At 60.3% G+C, this 20,948-nt stretch carries 24 protein-coding genes; 16 read left to right on the top strand and 8 right to left on the bottom strand.

Annotated elements, in window-relative coordinates:
* Position 1: 1 nt before the first annotated feature.
* Positions 2-1,099 (top strand): ABC transporter permease, encoded by a 1,098-nt coding sequence (locus GSR16_RS20155; protein WP_159880511.1) that lies wholly within the window; start codon positions 2-4, stop codon positions 1,097-1,099.
* Complete coding sequence (locus tag GSR16_RS20150; RefSeq protein ID WP_159880509.1) at positions 1,099-2,511, top strand: efflux transporter outer membrane subunit; 1,413 nt, start codon at positions 1,099-1,101, stop codon at positions 2,509-2,511. The genes GSR16_RS20155 and GSR16_RS20150 overlap by 1 nt, the downstream gene beginning before the upstream one ends.
* A 59-nt stretch (positions 2,512-2,570) precedes the next feature.
* On the opposite strand, the gene GSR16_RS20145 is transcribed toward GSR16_RS20150, so the two are convergent.
* Positions 2,571-3,557: an MBL fold metallo-hydrolase gene (locus GSR16_RS20145; protein ID WP_159880507.1), complete on the bottom strand. Its 987-nt coding sequence runs from the start codon at positions 3,555-3,557 to the stop codon at positions 2,571-2,573.
* A gap of 157 nt (positions 3,558-3,714) precedes the next feature.
* On the opposite strand from GSR16_RS20145, the gene GSR16_RS20140 reads away from it, so the two are divergent.
* Positions 3,715-4,605, top strand: a complete 891-nt coding sequence (locus tag GSR16_RS20140) for a LysR family transcriptional regulator (RefSeq protein ID WP_205677468.1) — start codon at positions 3,715-3,717, stop codon at positions 4,603-4,605.
* A gap of 47 nt (positions 4,606-4,652) precedes the next feature.
* Here GSR16_RS20140 and thiE read toward each other — a convergent pair whose 3' ends face one another.
* Positions 4,653-5,267, bottom strand: coding sequence for a thiamine phosphate synthase (gene thiE / locus GSR16_RS20135; protein WP_159880503.1), 615 nt, complete (start codon positions 5,265-5,267; stop codon positions 4,653-4,655).
* Complete coding sequence (gene thiD, locus GSR16_RS20130; protein ID WP_240902550.1) at positions 5,254-6,129, bottom strand: bifunctional hydroxymethylpyrimidine kinase/phosphomethylpyrimidine kinase; 876 nt, start codon at positions 6,127-6,129, stop codon at positions 5,254-5,256. Before thiD ends, thiE begins: the two co-directional genes overlap by 14 nt.
* 37 nt (positions 6,130-6,166) lie before the next feature.
* Between thiD and GSR16_RS20125 the strand changes: the two genes are divergently transcribed.
* The 6 genes from GSR16_RS20125 to GSR16_RS20100 all read left to right on the top strand — a co-directional run bounded on the left by GSR16_RS20125 (position 6,167) and on the right by GSR16_RS20100 (position 12,568).
* A complete protein-coding gene (locus GSR16_RS20125) occupies positions 6,167-6,331 on the top strand; it encodes a rubredoxin (protein ID WP_045845915.1) in 165 nt (54 codons plus the stop codon).
* 53 nt (positions 6,332-6,384) lie between these two features.
* The gene (locus tag GSR16_RS20120; protein ID WP_159880501.1) at positions 6,385-7,203 is read left to right on the top strand and encodes a M48 family metallopeptidase; all 819 of its coding nucleotides are present in this window, start codon (positions 6,385-6,387) and stop codon (positions 7,201-7,203) included.
* A gap of 56 nt (positions 7,204-7,259) precedes the next feature.
* Positions 7,260-7,688: a CopD family protein gene (locus GSR16_RS20115; protein WP_045845913.1), complete on the top strand. Its 429-nt coding sequence runs from the start codon at positions 7,260-7,262 to the stop codon at positions 7,686-7,688.
* A gap of 77 nt (positions 7,689-7,765) precedes the next feature.
* Positions 7,766-8,236, top strand: a complete 471-nt coding sequence (locus tag GSR16_RS20110; protein WP_159880499.1) for a CYTH domain-containing protein — start codon at positions 7,766-7,768, stop codon at positions 8,234-8,236.
* Positions 8,237-8,382: 146 nt separating this feature from the next.
* Positions 8,383-9,660: a glutamate-1-semialdehyde 2,1-aminomutase gene (gene hemL / locus GSR16_RS20105; RefSeq protein WP_159880497.1), complete on the top strand. Its 1,278-nt coding sequence runs from the start codon at positions 8,383-8,385 to the stop codon at positions 9,658-9,660.
* A 160-nt stretch (positions 9,661-9,820) separates the two neighbouring features.
* Complete coding sequence (locus GSR16_RS20100) at positions 9,821-12,568, top strand: DEAD/DEAH box helicase (RefSeq protein ID WP_159880495.1); 2,748 nt, start codon at positions 9,821-9,823, stop codon at positions 12,566-12,568.
* 49 nt (positions 12,569-12,617) lie between these two features.
* Here GSR16_RS20100 and GSR16_RS20095 read toward each other — a convergent pair whose 3' ends face one another.
* From GSR16_RS20095 to lptM, 5 genes are all read right to left on the bottom strand, one after another.
* Complete coding sequence (locus tag GSR16_RS20095; protein WP_159880493.1) at positions 12,618-12,986, bottom strand: CZB domain-containing protein; 369 nt, start codon at positions 12,984-12,986, stop codon at positions 12,618-12,620.
* 270 nt (positions 12,987-13,256) lie between these two features.
* Positions 13,257-13,652, bottom strand: a complete 396-nt coding sequence (locus GSR16_RS20090; protein ID WP_240902549.1) for a VOC family protein — start codon at positions 13,650-13,652, stop codon at positions 13,257-13,259.
* The gene (locus tag GSR16_RS20085; protein ID WP_159880491.1) at positions 13,649-13,912 is read right to left on the bottom strand and encodes a nucleotidyltransferase family protein; all 264 of its coding nucleotides are present in this window, start codon (positions 13,910-13,912) and stop codon (positions 13,649-13,651) included. Before GSR16_RS20085 ends, GSR16_RS20090 begins: the two co-directional genes overlap by 4 nt.
* Positions 13,913-14,101: 189 nt before the next feature.
* Positions 14,102-15,202: a pyridoxal phosphate-dependent aminotransferase gene (locus GSR16_RS20080; RefSeq protein ID WP_159880489.1), complete on the bottom strand. Its 1,101-nt coding sequence runs from the start codon at positions 15,200-15,202 to the stop codon at positions 14,102-14,104.
* Between the two features lie 174 nt (positions 15,203-15,376).
* Entirely contained in the window at positions 15,377-15,520 is a 144-nt protein-coding gene (lptM, locus tag GSR16_RS20075; RefSeq protein WP_159880487.1) for an LPS translocon maturation chaperone LptM, read from the bottom strand.
* 63 nt (positions 15,521-15,583) lie between these two features.
* On the opposite strand from lptM, the gene cyaY reads away from it, so the two are divergent.
* The 7 genes from cyaY (at position 15,584) to GSR16_RS20040 (ending at position 20,793) form a co-directional block, all read left to right on the top strand.
* Entirely contained in the window at positions 15,584-15,904 is a 321-nt protein-coding gene (gene cyaY / locus GSR16_RS20070) for an iron donor protein CyaY (protein WP_159880485.1), read from the top strand.
* Positions 15,901-16,320 (top strand): YqaA family protein, encoded by a 420-nt coding sequence (locus GSR16_RS20065; protein WP_159880919.1) that lies wholly within the window; start codon positions 15,901-15,903, stop codon positions 16,318-16,320. The genes cyaY and GSR16_RS20065 overlap by 4 nt, the downstream gene beginning before the upstream one ends.
* Positions 16,321-16,391: 71 nt before the next feature.
* The gene (gene rsmA / locus GSR16_RS20060) at positions 16,392-17,165 is read left to right on the top strand and encodes a 16S rRNA (adenine(1518)-N(6)/adenine(1519)-N(6))-dimethyltransferase RsmA (RefSeq protein ID WP_159880483.1); all 774 of its coding nucleotides are present in this window, start codon (positions 16,392-16,394) and stop codon (positions 17,163-17,165) included.
* A 333-nt stretch (positions 17,166-17,498) separates the two neighbouring features.
* Positions 17,499-18,398 carry a glutamate/aspartate ABC transporter substrate-binding protein gene (locus GSR16_RS20055; RefSeq protein WP_159880481.1) on the top strand — a complete coding sequence of 300 codons (900 nt, stop codon included), beginning with the start codon at positions 17,499-17,501 and terminating at the stop codon, positions 18,396-18,398.
* 240 nt (positions 18,399-18,638) lie between these two features.
* Positions 18,639-19,382: an amino acid ABC transporter permease gene (locus GSR16_RS20050; RefSeq protein ID WP_159880479.1), complete on the top strand. Its 744-nt coding sequence runs from the start codon at positions 18,639-18,641 to the stop codon at positions 19,380-19,382.
* A complete protein-coding gene (locus tag GSR16_RS20045; protein ID WP_159880477.1) occupies positions 19,382-20,053 on the top strand; it encodes an ABC transporter permease subunit in 672 nt (223 codons plus the stop codon). Before GSR16_RS20050 ends, GSR16_RS20045 begins: the two co-directional genes overlap by 1 nt.
* A 5-nt stretch (positions 20,054-20,058) precedes the next feature.
* A complete protein-coding gene (locus GSR16_RS20040) occupies positions 20,059-20,793 on the top strand; it encodes an amino acid ABC transporter ATP-binding protein (protein WP_159880918.1) in 735 nt (244 codons plus the stop codon).
* The last annotated feature ends 155 nt before the right edge of the window (positions 20,794-20,948 follow it).

The raw sequence follows: 20,948 nt of genomic DNA, 5'->3' as shown, positions 1-20,948 counted from the left end.
GATGTGGCAACGTCTGCTCACCCTGATCCGCAAGGAAATGCAGGCGCTGCTGCGCACCCCGCAAAGCCGCCGCCTGCTGATCGCCCCGGTGCTGCTGCAACTGCTGCTGTTTCCGTTTGCCGCCACGCTGGAAGTGAAAAACAGCACGCTGGCTGTATTCAATCAGGATGGCGGCGCTGCTTCCATCGAGCTGGTGCAACGTTTGGCTGCCACCCAGGCCTTTCCGCAAGTGCTGATGCTGCACAGCCAGCAAGACATGCAGCAGGTGATAGACCGGCAACAGGCCTTGCTGGCCATCAGCCTGCCGCAGGATTTCTCGCGCCGGCTGGCCAGCGGCCAGGGCGTGACGGCGCAGGCCATTATCGATGGGCGGCGCAGCAACAGCGCGCAGATTGCCTATGGCTACGCGCTGCAAGTGGTGCAGCAATATGCCGCCGAGCGCAGTCGGCAAGCCGCACCGGCTCGGCTGCTGGTGCAGAACCTGTACAACCCCAATCTGGAATACCGCTGGTTCGTGCTGCCCAGCCTAGTGGCCATCATCACCACCATCGGCTGCCTGATGGTGACCGCGCTGTCGCTGGCACGCGAGCGCGAAGAAGGCACCTTCGAGCAACTGCTGGTGTCGCCGCTGACCCCGGCCTACATCATGGCCGGCAAGGCGCTGCCCGGCATGCTGGTGGCGCTGGTGCAAGGCTGCATCATTGCCGCTGCCGCGGTATGGGTTTACCAGGTGCCGTTCAGCGGCACGGTGTGGTTGCTGCTGGTTTCCATGCTGTGTTACGGGCTGTCGCTGGTGGGTTTCGGCCTGCTGATTTCCGCCCTCAGCAGCAATCAGCAGCAGGCATTTCTGGGCTCGTTTGCCTTCATGTCGCCCGCGGTGATTTTGTCCGGCTACATGGCCCCGGTGGAAAACATGCCCTTGCCGCTGCGAATGGTCAGCGCGGTGGACCCGCTCAGCCACTTCATCGTCATCGTCAAGGGCATCTTCCTGAAGGGTTATGGCCTGGCCGAGGCCTGGCCACACCTGTGGCCGCTGTTGGCCATTGCTGCCGGCACCTTGTTGCTGGCTTACCGGATGTTCCTGCAGAGGAGTCACTGATGTCACACCGTATCCTCTTTCCTTTGCTCTTCCCCTTGCTGGCGCTCACCGCCTGCGCCGTCGGCCCGGATTACCACGCGCCGCAAACCACGCTGCCGGCGCACTACCAGCATCAGGCTGGCAGTAGCCAGCCGCAGTTGCAGCGCTGGTGGACGGTATTTGACGATGCCGCGCTCAGCCAGTTGGTGGAGCAGGCCTTGCAGTCCAGCCCGGATCTGGCCCAGGCCGATGCCCGTGTGCGCCAGGCACGGGCCAGCCTGGGTGTGGTGGACAGTGCGCTGTGGCCGCAACTGAATGCCGGTGTGCGCAGCGGGCGCGACCAGTTCAGCCGCAATAGCGAAAACTTTGCCAACATCCCGTTTGCCAATCCGCGCACCGGCTTTAACGACCAGCGCCTGCAACTGGATGCCAGCTGGGAAATCGACCTGTTCGGCCATACCGCCCGCAGCCGCGAAGCTGCCGCAGCGCGGCTGGATAGCGTGCAGGAACAGCAGGCCGATGTAGCGCTGCGGGTGGCGGCGGAAGTGGCGCGCAATGTGATTGATTACCGTGGCTGGGTGGCACGCCAGCACAACCTGGAAGCCCAACTGGCGGCAGCGCGGGAAAGCCTGCGCCTCACCGGCTTGCTGCGCCAGACGGGTGAAATTTCCGATAGCGAACTTAACCAGGCGGCCAGCAATGTGGCTAGCCTGCAAGCGGCGCTGCCAGCCCTGCACACCGCCCAAGGTGCTACCGTGGCTGCACTCAGCGTATTGCTGGACCAGACCCAGGCCCAGCTGCTGGCCACGCTGGCAGCGGAACGGCCTGTTCCTGCCACGCTGGCGCAGGCACCGGTGGGCATGCCGGCTGACTTGTTGCGGCGGCGGGCGGATATCCGTCAGGCCGAACGCGAACTGGCGGCGGCGACAGCCGATATCGGCGTGGCAGTGGCCGAGCAATACCCGCGGCTGGTGCTGGTGGGCAGTGGCGGCTGGGATTCCATCCACGAAGGCAATCTCACTGCGGCGGCAAGTCGCTTCTGGAATGTCGGCCCGCAACTGAGCCTGCCCTTGTTTACCGGTGGACGACTGAAAAACCAGGTGACAGCGCGCGAAGCGGCGCGGGATGCGGCTTTGGCGGCTTATCGGCAAAAAGTGCTGGCAGCACTGGCCGATACCGAAACCGCCTTGCTGCGCTACCAGCAAGAGGCACAGCGCCAGCATGCCTTGCAGGCCAATGTGGAACTGGCCGAATTGCAGCTAGGGTTGGCGCGGCAGCGTTTCCGTGTTGGTGAGGTGGCAAAAACCGAGGTATTGGCGCAGCAACAATTGGAAGCGCAGCAGCGTGAAGCCTGGCTGGCATCACGGCAAGCGCAGGCAGAAAACCTGGTGGCCCTGTTCAAGGCACTGGGCGGGGGTATGCAAGGCAAGTAGTGTGGCAAGGAGACGCAATGCAGCAACGGAGATGTTGCGAATGGGTCTCCATGCCATGCTTACGGTTTGGTAGCCTGCCACACGGCAATACCCTGACGCCCAGCCTGCAGCGGGATTTCAAACTGCATCAAATCCTCGCCTATCACAAAAGGGCCATCGTAATTTGCTTGCACCTGTTTGGCGATGTCCGCAACGGAAACCTCCCCATTCAGACCGATATGACTGAAGACTGCCAATGTGGGCCGTGCTTCCCGCAAGACCCGGGCGGCATCCAACGGAGAGGAAAGATGGCCAAAAATGGCCTTGTATGCCGGGTTGGATTGCAACAAGGCATCCGATGTCAAAGAAACACAATGCACTAGCAAATCCACACCTTTGGCCTGCTTGACTACCTCAGGGCTATAGCGGGTATCCCCGGAGAGCACCACAACATGACCTTGATATTCAATACGATACCCAAATGAAGGCTTGATATTGACGCCATGATCATTATCAAAGGCATAAACCCGCACGCCACCCACGTCATACACCAAACCTGCTGTTTCATCATGAGCCTGGATCATGACCCCATCCATAGGGGTGCCCTCATCTTTCACTCGGGTAGCAATATCGGTTGCATAAGCCTGTTGCAAGCCCTGCGCCAGCGCCTCCGTTCCAGTGGGGCCATAAAGCTTCATCGGTGAAGTACGGCGGCCATAGGCCGGTTGTAACCAGCCCGTCAGCCAAAAATCAGGTAAACCGACAGTATGATCGGAATGAAAATGAGTCAGGAAAAAAGCATTGATGCGCCCTAGCGGAATATGCAATTGCCACAGACGCGTGCTGGCACTGCGACCAAAATCAAAAACCAGTTTCTGGTTTCCTGCCTCCACTAAAGTGCTATAACCCGCACGCGCCATTTGTGGCACTGGCGTCCCGGTACCCAGTAAGCTTACTCGAAAAATCTTACCATCCTGATCCGCCATAAGCTCACTGGCCTGTGCCACCAGTGCTGATATGGCAAAAACAGCAGCAAGCAAACCTTTGGCAAAAGTAGCAAATTTCATTTTGGCCTCATCCGCTAGTTGTTTAGACAGAAATGAGTTTAATTTGAAATTTTTTCAGCATAAATAATTAAATTTTCTATAGTATCGAAACCAATAGTTTCTAATTAAGCGATATTGCAGACTTTTGTAAGGCAAAAATGTGGACAGATTGACGAGCATGACCGCTTTTGTCAGGGCGGTTGAGGAAGGGTCATTTACCAAGGCGGCAGACAAGCTGGAAATCACGGCCCAAATGGTAGGCAAGCATGTACGGGCTCTGGAGCAATGGACCGGCACCCGGCTCATGAACAAAACCACCAGGCAGCAAAGCCTAACTGAAACCGGCAACCTGTTTTACCAACGCTGCAAAACTATCCTGGGTGAAATCGCAGCCACAAAAGCGATTGTAGAGGAAATGCAGGCCGAACCACGCGGACGTCTGAGGCTGGCAGCACCCTTGAGTTTTGGTCAATGCTTACTGGTGCCCATGTTGCCCTCTTTTTTGCAGGCCCATCCTCATATTGAAATGGATCTGTACCTGAGCAACCGCTTTGTGGACTTGGTAGAAGAAGGATTCGATGCTGTGATTCGCGTACAGTCGCCTGGTGATGAGCAATTTGTCGCCAAGCCACTGGGGGAGCAGCAGCTCTGTTTGTGCGCCGCCCCTTCTTACCTGGAAAAATACGGAAAACCAGTCCATCCCGTGGAGCTCAAACATCACCAATGTCTGCATGGCAACTGGGGAGGCAATGAAACCTGGTCGTTTCAAGGCCCGGATGGAACACACCACATCAAGATCTCCAGCCGGTTGAAAATAAACAACTGGCCTGCCTTGTTTTCTGCCGCGCTACATGGTGGCGGTATCAGCCTGCAACCTATTCATATGCTGCAACAAGCCCTGGCACAGCACGAACTAGTGCCACTGCTGGAGGACTACACCATTCCTGCCATACGGCTTTACCTATTCTTCCCGCCAGCCAGACAACAAACCCTTAAACTGCGATGCTTTGCCGATGCTTTGCAAAAATATCTGCAAACCAGAGCAATCCATGCGGCACCCGCACCGTAGAAGCAGCAGCGTGACGGATAGCGGGGGCAGCAGTAAAAAAATGGCCATTAATTGAACAATGCCGCCATCTGCCGGGCGGCGGCGGCCGGGTCGGGGGCATCAAACAGGCCGCCAATCACCGCAATGGCACTGGCACCGGCCGCCACCACTTCGGCGGCATTGTCCGGGGTGATGCCGCCAATGGCGACGGATGGCAGGCCCAGTTTTTTTGCTTCGGCAAACAGCGACAGCGGTGCTGCCACGGCATGCGGTTTGGTGCGGGAGGGAAACACCGCGCCAAAGGCCACATAGCTGGCACCGTCGCGTGCGGCCTGTTCGGCCAGGCGGATGTCGTTGTAGCAGGACACGCCGATGATGGCATCCGGCCCCAGTATTGCGCGGGCATCGGCCACCGAACCGTCGGTCTTGCCCAGGTGCACGCCATCGGCCTGTACCGCGCGTGCCAGGGTGACATCGTCGTTGATAAGGAACAGCACGCGGCGGCTCTTGCACAGGCTGGCCAGCAGGCTGGCCTGGCGCAGGCGGCGCACGGTGTTGTCGCTCTTGTTGCGGTATTGCAGGATGGCCACGCCGTTATCCAGCACGCGGCTGACCTTGGCCAGCAATTGCTCGCTGTCTTCTGCCTCCGGCGATACCGCATACAAGCCCTTAATCACTGTCACCTTCTGCTCCTTCTTCTTCGCGGGCCCAGAACATCCGGTCCGGGATGTATTGGCCCATGCCGGGGCGGAAACCCGCCACCAGGCTTTGATAGGTATATTCCTGTGCTTCGCGCACTGCTTCGGGCAGCATCAGCCCGGTGGCCAGCATGCCGGCAATGGCCGAGGCCAGCGTGCAGCCCGAGCCGTGATAGCTGGCAGGCAGCCGCTCCCAGCGGTCGGCACGTACTATGCCGTTGGGACTGTACAGACTGTTTATGACTTCTTTGGTATTTTCGTGCGTACCGGTAATCAATACATGCGGGCAGCCCAGTGCCAGCAGGCGTTTGGCACACTCGTCCAGGCTCAGTTCCTCGTCTTCGTCCGGGTCGTTCATCGCCAGCCGGCGTGCTTCCATGCTGTTGGGGGTGATGATGGACACCTGCGGAATCAGCAAGTCGCGCATGGCGGCAATCAGGTCGTCATCGGCCAGCTCGTGGCCGCCGCCGCTGCGCAGCACCGGGTCCAGCACCACGGGTACATCCGGATAGTCGGCAATCAGCTGGGCCACCACGGCCACGTTTTCCACGCTGCCCAGCATGCCGATCTTGAACACCAGCACCGGAATGTCTTCCAGCAGGAAGCGCGCCTGGTCGTTCACCATGTCGGCATCCAGCACCATGAAGTCGTCCACGCCCACCGTATCTTGCACGGTAATGGCGGTAATTACGGACAAGGGGTGGCAACCCAGGCTGGCCAGGGTGAGAATGTCGGCCTGGATGCCGGCGCCGCCGGAAGGGTCGGAACCAGCCAGGGTGAGTACTGCTGGTGGAGGGGGCAATGTGGACAAGGCGGTAACCTCTTTGGTCAGATCGTGCGGCAGCAATTAGAATGCCTATTTTAACCGAGCTTGGAACAAACGTATGCGCACCTGGATGTGTCTGATTTGCGGTTTCATCTACGACGAGGAAGCCGGGCGGCCGGAAGATGGCATCGCGCCGGGAACTCCGTGGGAAGATGTCCCGCCCAACTGGACCTGTCCCGATTGCGATGCCCGCAAGGACGATTTCGAAATGGTGGAAATCTGAGCTGGCGGCACGCATGCACTTCACGGCATTAAGGCCGTGGCAAGGAATGTGGCATGAATCAAGTTTGCAGAAAAGTCTTTTCCCACGCAGCCCTGCTGTTGGCACTGGCCGGCTGCGCCCAGGTCAACACCACCAATAGCGGTGTGGTGGGCATCAACCGTAGCCAGAGCATGTGGCTGAGTGCACAGGAAGTGGAGCAGTCCTCGGCCAAATCCTACGCTGGCCAGGTCAGCCAGGCGCGCAGCGCGGGCAAGCTCAATACCGACAAAGTACTCACCGCCCGGGTAAAACGGGTGGCGCAGCGGCTGATTGCCCAGACGCCGGTGTTCCGGCCGGATGCCGCCCGCTGGAAGTGGGAAGTCAATGTGGCGCAGACGCAGGAGCTGAACGCCTACGCCATGGCCGGCGGCAAGATCATGGTGTATTCCGGCCTGGTAACGCGCTTGCAGCTGACGGATGACGAAATGGCGGCAGTCATCGGCCATGAAATCGCCCATGCGCTACGCGAGCACAGCCGCGAAACCATGAGCCAGGCCTATGCCCAGCAGATGGGCCTGTCGGTGGTGGGCGCGGTGGCCGGGCTGAACCAGAGCCAGCTCAATCTGGCAGGCATGGTGACCGACGTGACGCTGAGCAAGCCGCATAGCCGCACCATGGAATCGGAAGCCGACATCATCGGTCTGGAACTGATGGCGCGTGCCGGTTACAACCCCAATGCCGCCGTCAATGTGTGGAACAAGATGATGAGCGCCGGTGGTGGCAGCGGGCCGGAGTTTTTATCCACCCACCCTTCGGGGCCCACGCGCATCAGCGACTTGCAGGCACATATCCCGCAAGTGATGCCACTTTATCTGCAGGCAAAACGCGGTTGAACATGCTGTTTCACGTGAAACGTCGTGTGGCACCGGCTACATGGCATGCAGTCTGAATGGAGTCTGAATTGGCTTACCTGTATCTGAAGGCTTTTCACATCATTTTTGTCACCTCGTGGTTTGCCGGGCTGTTTTATTTGCCGCGCATCTTCGTCAACCTGGCCATGGCCGCGCCGGGCGCCGAGTACGACCGCCTGCTGCTGATGGCGCGCAAGCTCTACCGCTTCACCACGCCGCTGGCGGTGCTGGCGCTGGCGCTGGGCCTGGTGCTGTGGCTGGGCTTTGGCATTGCCGGTGGCTGGCTGCATGCCAAGCTCACCCTGGTGGCACTGCTGATTGCCTACCACCTGTATTGCGGCAAGCTGTACCGCGATTTTGTTGCCGGTGCCAATCGCCACAGCCATGTGTGGTACCGCTATTTCAATGAAATTCCGGTGCTGGCGCTGTGCGCGGTGGTGATTCTGGTGGTGGTGAAGCCGTTTTGATGTCGGTGCGGCGCATGTCGCTGCGCACAACTTGTGAATGAATGCAGGGCAAACCGCCCTGAACGGGAAAGAGCAGCATGGGACTGGAAATCGAACGTCGTTTTGTCATTGCCAATGATGGCTGGCGCGGTCTGGCCGAAGGCGTGCAATACCGCCAGGGCTACCTGTCGGTAGAAAAGGAACGCACGGTGCGGGTGCGTATCGTGGGCGATCAGGCCTGGCTCACCCTCAAGGGCAATATCAGCGACATCAGCCGCCATGAATTCGAATACCTTATTCCGCTGGCCGATGCCCGGACCATCATGGACGCCATGTGCCCGATGGTGGTGGACAAGCTGCGTCACCGTATCGAGTTTGGTGGCTTTGTCTGGGAAGTGGACGAATTCTTTGGCGAAAACGCCGGGCTGGTGCTGGCGGAAATCGAGCTGCCAGCGGAAGACACCCCGTTTGCCAAGCCGGACTGGGTGGGCGCGGAAGTCACCCAAGACGGGCGTTATACCAATGCCTATCTGTCCAAGAAGCCCTACACCAGCTGGCCGCAGCGCTGAAATGCCAACACTGGCCAGCCCGGCTGTGGAAAAATAACGCTTTCGCCAGCATGGATACCGCACGGCGCATGCCCTGCGCCACTGGCAAACCCGATTCCGGCAGCAAACCAGGCTGGTTTGCGCCCTACCCGTCATAAGGAAACAGCATGTCCCGCAATCTCGAACTGTTTGAACGTGGCAAGAAAACCATCCCCGGTGGTGTCAATTCGCCGGTACGGGCCTTCGGCTCGGTAGGCGGCACGCCGCGCTTTGTGAAAAAGGCGCTGGGCGCACACTTCTGGGATGCCGACGACAAACAGTACATCGACTACATCGGCTCCTGGGGCCCGGCCATCGTCGGCCACGCCCACCCCACCGTGATCAAGGCGGTGCAGGATGTGGCGGTGGATGGCCTGTCCTTTGGCGCGCCCACCGAAGCGGAAATCGAGATTGCCGAAGAAATCTGCAAGCTGCTGCCCTCGGTCGAGCAAGTGCGACTGGTATCGTCCGGTACCGAAGCCACCATGAGCGCCATCCGTCTGGCGCGTGGTTTCACTGGCCGTGACGCCATCGTCAAGTTTGAAGGCTGCTACCACGGTCACTCCGACAGCCTGCTGGTCAAGGCCGGTTCCGGCCTGCTCACCTTTGGTAATCCTTCTTCCGGTGGTGTGCCGGCCGACTTCACCAAGCACACCCTGGTGCTGGAGTACAACAACGTCGAGCAGCTGGAACGCACCTTCCAGGAAATCGGCGACCAGATCGCCTGCGTCATCCTGGAGCCGATCGCCGGCAACATGAACCTGATCAAGCCGTCGGCAGAATTCGTGCAAACCCTGCGCGCCCTCACCGAAAAACACGGCACGGTGCTGATCTACGACGAAGTGATGACCGGTTTCCGCGTTGATCTGGGCTGTGCCCAGGCGCTGCACGGCGTCAAGCCGGACCTCACCACCCTGGGCAAGGTGATTGGCGGTGGCATGCCGCTGGCGGCTTTTGGTGGCCGCGCCGACATCATGGGCTGCATCTCGCCGCTGGGTAATGTCTACCAGGCCGGCACCCTGTCCGGTAACCCGGTGGCCGTGGCCGCCGGCCTCACCACGCTGAAGCTGATCCAGGAACCGGGCTTCCACGCTACTCTCAGCCGCCGCACCGCCCGTCTGGCACAAGGCCTGGCCGAAGCTGCCAAAGAGGCGGGTGTCAGCATGGTCACCGACAGCGTGGGCGGCATGTTCGGCATCTACTTCTGCGATGCCGTGCCCACCAGCTATGCCCAGGTGACCGCCTCGGACCGCGAACGCTTCAACCGCTTCTTCCACGCCATGCTGGACGAAGGCGTGTACCTGGCACCGTCGGCCTACGAAGCCGGTTTTGTCTCCATCGCCCATACCGACGAAATCATCGAACAGACCATCGCCGCCGCCCGCCGCGCACTGGCGCGCATCTGAGCGCAGGTCTCATCTGCAAGGGCTGCATCTGTCTGGCAGCCCGCAAGAAAAACCGCCCACTCTTGTTGGGCGGTTTTTGTTTTCTCTTGCCGCTCGGTAGATCTGCCCTCAACAGCAGGCTTAAGGCACAATAGCCCGCTGAATTTTCCTGTTCCTGCCGATGCATACCACTACCTCGCAGCGCCTGGCCTGGCGCATTCTGGCCAATGAAGCCGGTATCCGCCTCACCCCCTGCATCCAGCAGCCAGAAGGCGCTGGCTGGAGCCGTGGCCGGGTGCTGCCGCTGGGGCGCTTGCTGGATCAGGCCGCACAGTGGGACTGGCTCAGCGCGCAGGACCGCTTGGTGATAAGCCAGCTTGAGCGCACCCATCAGCTGGCCGATGGCAGCAGTCTGGCCGAGCTGGAAGGTGAAGCCGCCCTGCCGCTGCTACTGGGTCATCCGGCCTTGTTCTGGGAAGAACAGCCCGATCAGCCGGTCACGCTGGAAGCAGGCCAGATCAGTCTGCTGTTGCACAAGCAGCAACAGCAGATGGTGTTGCAACTGAGCCCGCCCGGCATTGCCGCCTGCCAGCATTGCCTGTGGCAGCGCAGCGGGCTGAACAGCTTGCTGGTGTACTGGCCGGGGCCGGAAATCCGCCAACTGGCCGCGCTGCTGGGCCATCGCCTGAGCGTGCCCTTGGCCGCGCGCAAGAAGCTGCTGGAAGCCATTGGCGACATGCTGCCCTGGCTGCCGGTGGAACTGGTGGAGGCGGATGATGGTGCCGATCTGCCCGCCATGCAGGCCGACCCGCGGCTGTTTGCCGTTCTCACCCCGCTGCCCGAGGGACTGCGCCTGCAACTGCGCTGCCGGGTGGCGGAACAAGCCGCCTGGTATCCGCCGGGGCGCGGGCCATGGCAGCAAGTGGCCTTGCTGCAAGGACAAGCGGTGCGCTTGCAGCGTCAGCTAAGTGAGGAAAAACAGGCACTGGCGGCCTTGCTGGAGGATTGCCCGGCATTGGCGGCGGCAAGGCCCGACCCGGATGGCGTGCTGCAATGGTTGCTGGCCAGTCAGCAACAGGCTTTGCAAGTCGTACAGCAGTTGCAGCAATTGCAGGCCATTGCCCCGGCGCGGCTGGAATGTGTCTGGCCGCAAGGCCAGCGCATGCGCATCCAGGCCCAGGCCGGCTTGCCGCAGCTGCGGCTGAAAACCAAACGCAAGAACGGCTGGCTGGAAGTGACCGGTGAAGTGCAGGTGGATGAAGACCGGGTGCTGCAATTGCGTCAGTTGCTGGAAGCGCTGGCCACTCAGCCCGGTCAGTATCTGCGCCTGTCCGAGCAGGACTGGCTGGTGCTGTCCGACAGCCTGCAAGCCAGGTTGCAGCAATTGGCCCGGCTGGCCGATCACGCCATGACTGACGGTTTGTGCCTCAGCCTGCTGGCCGCCCCGCTGCTGGCCGGGCTGAGTGAGGACATCGGCCAGTTTGACGGCGATGCCGGCTGGCAGCAGTTGCAACAAGGCTGGGATAGCCTGCGCACCTTTCATCCAACAGTCCCCGCCACCTTGCAAGCCAGCTTGCGGCCCTATCAATTGCAAGGCTTTGCCTGGTTGTCCCGGCTGGCGCATATCGGTGCCGGGGCCTGCCTGGCCGACGACATGGGGCTGGGCAAGACGGTGCAGACGCTGGCGCTGTTGCTCAGTCGTGCGCATCTGGGCCCGCAACTGGTGGTGGCACCCACCTCGGTGGCGCTCAACTGGCTGGCCGAGGCCGCCCGCTTTGCCCCCAGCCTGCGCTTGCGCCCTTATCAACAGCAGCGCGACTTATCCACAGTCGGGCAGCAGGATCTGGTGATTGCCAGTTACGGCCTGCTGCAATTGCAGGCGGACGATTTTGCCGACGTGCACTGGGCCAGCGTGGTGCTGGACGAAGCGCAGGCCATCAAGAATGCGGCTACCAAGCGCGCGCAGGCGGCACAAAGCCTGCGGGCGGATTTCCGCCTGGCTGCCAGCGGCACGCCGGTGGAAAACCATCTGGGCGAATTGTGGAGCCTGTTCCGTTTCATCACTCCCGGCCTGCTGGGTAATGAGGAGCGCTTCCAGCAGCGCTTTGCCCAGCCCATCGCCGAGGGCGATGAAGAAGCCCGCGCCACGCTCAAGGCGCTGATCCAGCCCTATCTGTTACGCCGCACCAAGGCACAGGTGCTGACCGAGCTGCCGCCACGCACCGATATCACCAGCCGCATTGCGCTGTCCGAGCAGGAGCTGCATGTCTACGAGGCCATGCGCCAGCAGGCCTTGCAAAAGCTGGCCGAGGTGGACAGCCAGGATAAGAAGACCATGCAGGTGCTGGCCGAACTGACCCGCTTGCGCCGCTTCTGCTGTCACCCGGCCTTGCTGCAAGCGGACACCGCCCTGCCCGCCAGCAAGTTTGCCTTCTTTTGCCAGTTGATGACCGAGCTGCTGGACAATGGCCACAAGGCGCTGGTGTTCAGCCAGTTTGTCGATCATCTGGCGCTGGCGCGGCAATGGCTGGATCAGCAAGGTATTGCCTACCAGTATCTGGACGGTGCCACGCCGGGCAAGCAGCGCAAGGCACGCATGGATGCGTTTCAGGCCGGTGAGGGTGATGTGTTTCTGATCAGCCTGAAAGCCGGCGGTACCGGGCTGAACCTGACGGCGGCCGACTACGTGATTCATCTGGACCCATGGTGGAACCCGGCGGTGGAAGACCAGGCCAGCGACCGCGCCTACCGCATGGGCCAGCAACGGCCGGTAACGGTGTACCGGCTGGTGGCGGAAAACACCATTGAGGAAAAAATCGTCGCCCTGCATGCGGAAAAACGCGCACTGGCCGACAGCCTGCTGGAAGGTGGTGACCTGGTAGCCAGACTGGATGGCGAGGCGCTGCTGGCGTTGTTGCAGTCGTTCTGACCCCAGGGGTGCGACGCCATTCTGTCAGCAGCCCCAAGCGCTAGGGCCGCTAGTGGCTGAACTGCTGGAACAGGTGCTTGCGCAGTTCGGCAATGCCGCTGCCCACGGCAGACGACAAGCGGCTGTAGTGTGATGGCCCGACCGCCAGCGCTTCGCTGGCGGCATCGAACTGGCCCTGGTTGATGAGTGTGGCCACCCGCGCTGCTTCCAGATGAAAGTCGCGATGGTTTTCCACCAACTGTTGGAACACCGCATACTGACAGCAATTGACACGGCCCTCCTCCTGCAGCCAACGCCCCAGTTCACAGCCGCAGTCATCGGCAATCTGCGCGCAATCCAGCTGTCTGCCCTCCAGCATGGCCATGCGCAGTTCCTGCTTCATTTCAAAATGCAGCAGCAGGGCATCTTCAAGATTCATGCCTATTTCTCCGCAATCACGACCCCCGAGCTGTCAATATAGACAGGGAGAATCCATCAATGCCAGCCCGGTTTCAAGTCCTGTAGGCACTTAGTGATGCCAGGGCTGGCTGGTGGTGCGTAGCTGCTGCTGCCGCTTGGCCACGCCTGTCCGGGTTACCTGCATGAAGCCATCCAGCGGGATTGCCGACGGCCAGTCAGCCGTGGAGATTTACCATTGCTGCAGACGGTAGGCGCGGTGCATGGCGTGTGCTTTTTGAATCCTGCGTGTTCAAGGTGTGACCGGGCTGCATAACTCCAGCAGCATGCCATCCGGGCAACGCAGGAAAGATACCGTCTGGCCCCAGGGTTTGACTTGTGGTGCCGCCAGTTCGCTGGCACCGGCAGCCAGTGCGGCCTGGTGTGCCGCCATCACGTCATCAGTAGCCAGGGCGATTTCCACCCCCAGCGGCAGTGCGCCATCATCGGCAAAGCGAAAACCCTGTGGATGATTGCTCAGGGCCAGCGCCTTGCTGGCAAAGGACAGGGTGGTGTCGCCGGTGTCCAGCTCGCCATAGTCGCCTTCCGGGGTGAGAAAGCGGCGGGAAAAGCCGAATGCCGTTTCAAAAAATGCCAGCGAACCGGCAACATCCGCCACATAAACAATGGTGTAGGCAAATTTCATCATGCTTCCTTTCCTGAGGTGGTGCGAGGTAGCTGTTCCCGCGCCAGTGCGATGACCTTGGCGATGGCCTGCCGTGCCTGCGGGCTGTTATGCCAACAACTGGAGCCAATTGCCTGCGCCACTTGCCAGGTGATGTTGGCGGCGTCTTGGTCCGCCAGCTGGCTCAGGCTACTAAAGCCTATCTGTTCCAGCCGGGCGATGACTGTCGGGCCAACACCCTTGAGTGCAAGCAGTTGCTGGCGTTCCTGAGCGGTAAACGGCATGGGTGTGCTCCTGCTGGAGTATTTATGATATGTGGATTGATGGATGGCTCGCGGGCACCAAGGTTCCACAGCAGGACCATGAAATTGGCTAGTAGAAAGCGAGGGCATGTGCATGGGTTTGGACGCAAAAAAGCCACCGGCTGGCGGTGGCTGTGGGCGGTCAAGGCAAGGCAGGTGGCAGCGCAGGCACTAGTCGAGCTGACCGGCCAGCGCAGCCAGTACACGGGCGCTGGTGGCCTGCGGATGGGCAGTGATGCGCAGCATGTGGCGCACGGCCGGGTGCTGCGGGCGGTGAATGGCGATGCCGCTTTGCAGCAGATGGCGTTGGATGGCCTCGGCCTGCTGCGCATCCGGATAGGCGACGCAGACAAAGTTGGTGTGCGATGGCAGCGGGGTCAGGCCCTGATCGTACAAGGCATGGCTGAGGTGATGGCGCAGGGTGATGGTCTGTGCCACCAGTTTGCGCGAGTAGTCCGGGTCGTCCAGCACGATTTGTGCCGCGGTCTGGGCAATGCTGGACAGCGCATATTGCGGGCGGATCTGGTCGGCCTTGGCGATGATGTCGGCGCTGGCAATGGCATAGCCCACGCGCAGACCGGCCAGTGCATAGGCCTTGGACAGGGTGCGCAGGCGCAGGGTGTGCGGCAGGATGCCGGCGGGGGGCGCATCGGCGGCATCGGTACAGAAATCGACATAGGCCTCGTCCAGCAGCAGCAGGGTGTGCGGCGGCAGTGCGGCGCGCAAGGAGCAGATATCCTCGGCTTGCCAGTAATGGCCGGTGGGATTGTCGGGGTTGGCCAGATACAGTACCGAGGCATGCTCGGCGCGGGCTACTTCGGCCAGCCGGGCCAGATCAGGTCGCATGTGCTGACCACGCTGGCAATAGGGCACTTCCAGCACGCGTGCGCCCACACCCTCGGCAAAGTAGCGGAAGCTGGGATAGGTGCCAGCGGTGGTGACCACGGCGTCGCCAGGGTTGCAGGTCAGTCGCAATGCCAGCAGGATCAGGCTATCGGCACCGGTATCGAACAGCACTTCCGCCGGGCTCACACCGTTAAGCTTTGCTGCCCGTTCACGCAGTGCGTGGGCGTAAGGATCGGGATACAGCCTGGCCATTTCCGCCAGGACCTTGCCCAGTTCACCCGCCAGTGGCGACACCGGGTCCGGCAGGCTTTCATTGGAGCCGATACGGGTCTTGATGCGATGCCCGAGTGCGGTTTCCAGTTTCACGATACCGGGAAAGGGATTGACGATGGTGTGGTGTTCCAGATGGCGGGCAAAACGGGTCATGGCAGCTTTTCGTCCTTCGGGCAGCGTATTCTGGATGAAGACCGGCTGGTGACAAATCACCAGATCAGCTAACGATAGTATCCCGCCGGGCCAGCGCGGCACGCGGGCCACGCAGTGTAGCGGCAAACCCGCCAGCCGACGGATCCGGCCGGGTAAAAAGCGGAAAAACCGTTGTTACTGGGCCGGGCGCGCCTGCGCCGCCGGGGCCGAAGCATGGGTATGGGCCCCTTCCTGCTTGGGCAGGAAAAGATTGCCTTTATAGCCACAGGCAGTCACGACAAGGCTCAGGGCAAGGCAGGTCAGCATGGTTCGCAGCATAAAAGGCAGTCCGATGTGGCAAAATCCTGAGTCTAGCACACCGCAATTCAAGGAAGAGACGACATGAACGAAAGTGAATTTCTGGATGTGACCGATCGTATTTTCAGCCGCATCGAAGATGCCATTGACGACGCCGGTCTGGATGCCGACTTCGTTACCAATGGCAATGTACTGGAAATCGAGTTCGACGATGGCAGCAAGATCGTGGTGAACCGCCATGCCGCCAATCAGGAGCTGTGGATAGCCGCCAAGAGCGGTGGTTATCATTTTGCTCACAAGGACGGCCAGTGGTTGGCGGTACGGGATGGTGCCGAATTCTTTACCACGCTGCGCACCGCCATTGGCGAAGCCTGTGGCCAGCCTGGCCTGGAACTGGACATCTGATGGATGCCGTCTGGCTGGCGCTGGGCGGACTGGCGGTATCGGCATTTACCTCGGCCACCATTTTGCCGGGCAATTCGGAAGTGGTGCTGGCGGCCTTCCTCTACAAATGGCCGGACTGGCTGTGGCCAGCTTTGCTGCTGGCTACGCTGGCCAACAGCGCCGGCAGCATCACCAGTCTGTGGCTGGGGCGCCGCGCCCCGCGCAAGGAATTATCACCGAGGCTGGAGGGCTGGTTTGCCCGTTATGGTCCGGCGGTATTGCTGCTGTCCTGGGTGCCGTTGATTGGCGACGCCCTGCCGCTGGCGGCCGGCTGGCTGCGGCTGCCGTGGCTGGCCAGCATTGTCTGGCTGACCGCAGGCAAGGCCCTGCGTTATCTGGTGCTGGCCTGGGGTGTGCTGGCATTTGCCCACGGCTGAGCAGAAACAAGGGGTTGGCACACGCTGGCGGGTAAGGTTTACAATTCAGGCAATTTTTCTCTCGAGCTTCCATGAGCCAACATATTCCCCGCAAACGCTTTGGCCAGAATTTCCTGCAAGACGCCAGCGTGATTGAAAACATCGTGCATGCGGTGAACCCGCAGCCGGACGATGTAGTGATCGAAATCGGCCCCGGTCTGGGTGCCATTACCAAGCCGCTGCTGGACCGCCTGCGCCACCTGCATGTGGCGGAGATCGACCGCGACATCATTGCCCGGCTGAAAAAGGAATTCCCGCCCGAGCGCCTGACCATCCACGAAGGTGATGCCCTCAAGTTCGATTTCGGCTCCATTACCGATGGCGCGTTCAAGATTGTCGGCAACCTGCCCTACAACATTTCTACCCCGCTACTGTTTCACCTGGCCAGCTTTGGCCAGCACGTTACCGACATGCACTTCATGTTGCAAAAGGAAGTGGTGGACCGCATGCTGGCTGAGCCTTCCACGACAGATTTTGGCCGGCTGACAGTGATGTTGCAGTACCGCTTTGAAATGGAACTGGTGCTCAATGTGCCGCCGGGTGCATTCTGGCCGCCGCCGAAGGTGGATTCCGCCGTGGTGCGCATGATTCCGGCGCCGGGACGCTGTGGTGTGGCCAAGGATGAACGGCAGCTGGAAGAGCTGGTGACCAAGGCCTTTTCGCAGCGGCGCAAGACCTTGCGCAATAATCTGAAGGGCGTGCTGGAACTGGCCGATTTCGAAGCCCTGGGCATAGACCCGGGCCTGCGGCCGGAAAACCTGCAGGTGGAAGACTTTGTGCGTATGGCGAACCACCTCGCTGGTTGAACTGTCGCAACAAGTTGACAAAGGGGCTGCTGCAAGCAGCCCTTGTTGCAGTGCCACTTGCATTACTGCGGCCACTGGCAGCAGAATCGCAAACTTTTCACCCCCGGCCAAAACGGGGGGAAAACACAGGGAGAGCCGCCCATCACAAGAGGCGGTGACTGTAAGCAGGATGTCTACGATGGACTGACGGGATGGCAAACGGGGGTTTGCCGGCAGCGCCCGCAAGTCAGGACTGGATCCTGTTGCTGGTAAATCCAGCCTATAACAGCAGCAGTGCCTGCGGCCTTCAGGCTGAGGGCAGTGAATCTATCAAGGACCCCAGGAGAAACCAATATGAAGCTTTGCACCCGTCTCATCTCTGCAGCAACCCTGGCCGCTCTGGCCAGCACCCCGGCCATGGCTGCCGAACTGACCGGCACCCTGAAGAAAATCAAGGAATCCGGCGTCATCGTGCTGGGCAACCGTGATGCATCCATCCCTTTCTCCTACTACGACAATAACCAGAAGCCGGTGGGCTACTCGGTAGACCTGGCCAACAAGGTTGTCGAAGAAGTGAAGAAAGAGCTGAAAATGCCGAACCTGCAGGTCAAGTACAATCTGGTGACCTCGCAAACCCGTATTCCGCTGGTACAGAACGGTACTGTCGATCTGGAGTGTGGTTCCACCACCAATAACGTAGAGCGCCAGAAGCAAGTGGCTTTCTCGGTGGGCATTTTTGAAATCGGCACCCGTCTGCTGACTGCCAAGACTTCCGGCGTGAAAGACTTTGCCGACCTCAAGGGCAAGAACGTGGTCACCACCGCCGGTACCACCTCCGAGCGCCTGCTCAAGGCCATGAATGCCGACAAGCAGATGGGCATGAATATCATTTCTGCCAAGGACCATGGCGAATCCTTCCTGATGCTGGAATCCGGCCGCGCCGTCGCCTTCATGATGGACGACGCCCTGCTGTACGGTGAAATGGCCAAGGCCAAGAACCCGGCGGGCTGGGTGGTGACCGGCAAGCCGCAGTCCTTCGAAATCTACGGCTGCATGCTGCGCAAGGACGACGCTGCCTTCAAGAAGGTGGTGGACGATGCCATCAAGGCCACCTACAAGTCCGGCGAAGTAAACAAGATTTACGCCAAGTGGTTCACCAGCCCGGTTCCGCCCAAGGGCCTGAACCTGAACTTCCCGATGTCCGAAGTGGTGAAGGAACTGATCGCCAAGCCGACCGACAAGGCCGCCGAATAAGCGATCCCTCCCTGTAGTGCAGATGCATGAGCCGGCCTGGGCCGGCTCAATTGCTATCTGCCTGTCCCCCTGTTCTGCTTATGGCTATAACGGCAGCACGGGGGCGGCAGCTTTGTATCTGCATTTTCTGCCTGCAGGCTGCAGGCAGGGACTTCATCCCTCAGTCCTGCCTTCCCGGCTTGGGAAGGTGCGTGGCTGTCGGCAGCAGGCATGTGTGCCTGCTTGCATCAGGAGAACACTATGAATTACCACTGGGATTGGGGCATTTTCTTCAAGTCCACCGGTGTCGGCAGCGAAATCTACCTGAACTGGTTTGTGTCCGGTCTGGGTTGGACCATTGCCGTGGCGCTGGCGGGCTGGATCATCGCCCTGCTGCTCGGTTCGGTGCTGGGCGTGATGCGCACCTTGCCGGGCAAGCTGCTGCCCACCATCGCCACCACCTATGTCGAGTTGTTCCGCAACGTACCGCTGTTGGTGCAGCTGTTCATCTGGTACTTCCTGGTACCGGATTTGCTGCCCACGCCGCTGGAAATGTGGTTCAAGCAGGGCATCAGCCCGGCGACCTCTGCCTATCTGTCGGTGGTGGTCTGCCTGGGTCTGTTTACTGCTGCACGGGTGTGCGAACAGGTGCGCACCGGCATTCAGGCGCTGCCGCGCGGCCAGAACAATGCCGCTCAGGCCATGGGTTTCACCACGGTACAGACTTACCGCTTTGTGCTGTTGCCGCAGGCCTTCCGCATTATCATTCCGCCGCTTACCAGCGAGTTCCTGAACATTTTCAAGAACTCCTCGGTGGCGTCCTTGATCGGTCTGATGGAGCTACTGGCCCAAACCAAGCAGACCGCCGAGTTTTCCGCCAACATCTTTGAAGCCTTCACTCTGGCAACGCTGATCTACTTTGTTCTCAACATGAGCCTGATGGGTTTCATGGCCTGGGTGGAAAAGCGGGTACGCATTCCCGGCATGATGGGAGGTAGCAAATAATGGCCCTCGATTTCAGTCAGATCATTCCCGCCCTGCCCGGCCTTGCCGATGGCATGGTGCTCACCCTCAAGCTGCTGCTGCTGGCGGTGACTGGCGGTGTGGTGCTGGGTACCCTGCTGGCACTGGCACGCCTGTCGGACAACCTGGTGCTGTCACGGCTGGCCAAGTGGTACGTCAATTATTTCCGTTCCATCCCCTTGCTGCTGGTCATCTCCTGGTTCTATCTGGTGGTGCCGATGGTACTGAGCTGGATTACCGGCGATTTGACGCCGGTCGGTGCATTCACCTCCTGCCTGGTGGCTTTCGTGATGTTCGAGGCGGCGTATTTCTCTGAGATCGTCCGCGCCGGCATCCAGTCCATTTCGCGCGGGCAGATCAATGCCGCCTATGCACTGGGCATGACTTACAGCCAGGCCATGCGGCTGGTAATCCTGCCGCAGGCCTTCCGCAAAATGATGCCGCTGCTGTTACAGCAAAGTATCATCCTGTTCCAGGACACCTCGCTGGTGTATGCGGTAGGCTTGATGGACTTTCTCAACACCGCCCGTTCCAAGGGCGATGTCGTGGGGTTGCCGCATGAATTCCTGCTGTTTGCCGGAGCGGTATACTTCGTGATCAGTTTTGGCGCGTCGCAATGCGTGAAGCGTCTGCAAAAAAGGTTGGCGGTATGAGCGCGATGATTAGCATCAACAATGTAAGCAAGTGGTATGGCGATTTCCAGGTGCTGACCGATTGCACCACCGGCGTCAAGAAAGGCGAAGTGGTGGTGGTGTGCGGCCCGTCCGGCTCCGGCAAGTCCACGTTGATCAAGTGCGTCAATGCACTGGAACCCTTCCAGAAGGGTGAAATCATTGTCGACGGTATTGCCGTGGGCGATGCGAAAACCGACCTGCCCAAGCTGCGTAGCCGCGTGGGCATGGTGTTCCAGCACTTCGAGCTGTTCCCGCATCTGTCCATTACCGAAAACCTGGCCATTGCCCAGGTCAAGGTGCTGGGCCGCAGCACGGACGAGGCTCGCGACAAGGGCCTGAAGCTGCTGGATCGGGTGGGCCTGAAAGCCCATGCGCACAAATTCCCCGGCCAGTTGTCCGGTGGTCAGCAGCAGCGCGTGGCCATTGCCCGTGCGCTGGCGATGGATCCGATTGCCATGCTGTTTGACGAGCCCACCAGTGCGCTGGACCCGGAAATGATCAACGAAGTGCTGGATGTGATGACCGAGCTGGCCCAGGAAGGTATGACCATGATGTGCGTGACCCACGAAATGGGCTTTGCCCGCCGTGTGGCGCATCGTGTCATCTTCATGGACAAGGGGGCCATCGTGGAGGACTGCGACAAGGACGCCTTCTTCGGCGACATCAATGCCCGTTCCGAACGTGCGCGTCAGTTCCTGTCCAAGATCCTGCAGCACTGAGACCATCAGCCTGCAGTACCGAAAACCCGGCCCCGGCCGGGTTTTTTCATGCCCCACCCAGCGCCGAGTAACCGGTTGATGACAGTAGAATCCAGTTCTTGCCGCGCACAGATGACACTATCCGCCTTATTAGTTGATAATGATTACAAGTGATG

This window comes from Aquitalea denitrificans (assembly GCF_009856625.1).
Lineage (GTDB): Bacteria > Pseudomonadota > Gammaproteobacteria > Burkholderiales > Chromobacteriaceae > Aquitalea > Aquitalea denitrificans.
The sequence above is the reverse complement of the archived record's forward strand: the minus strand, read 5'-3'. Positions and strand labels throughout refer to the sequence as shown.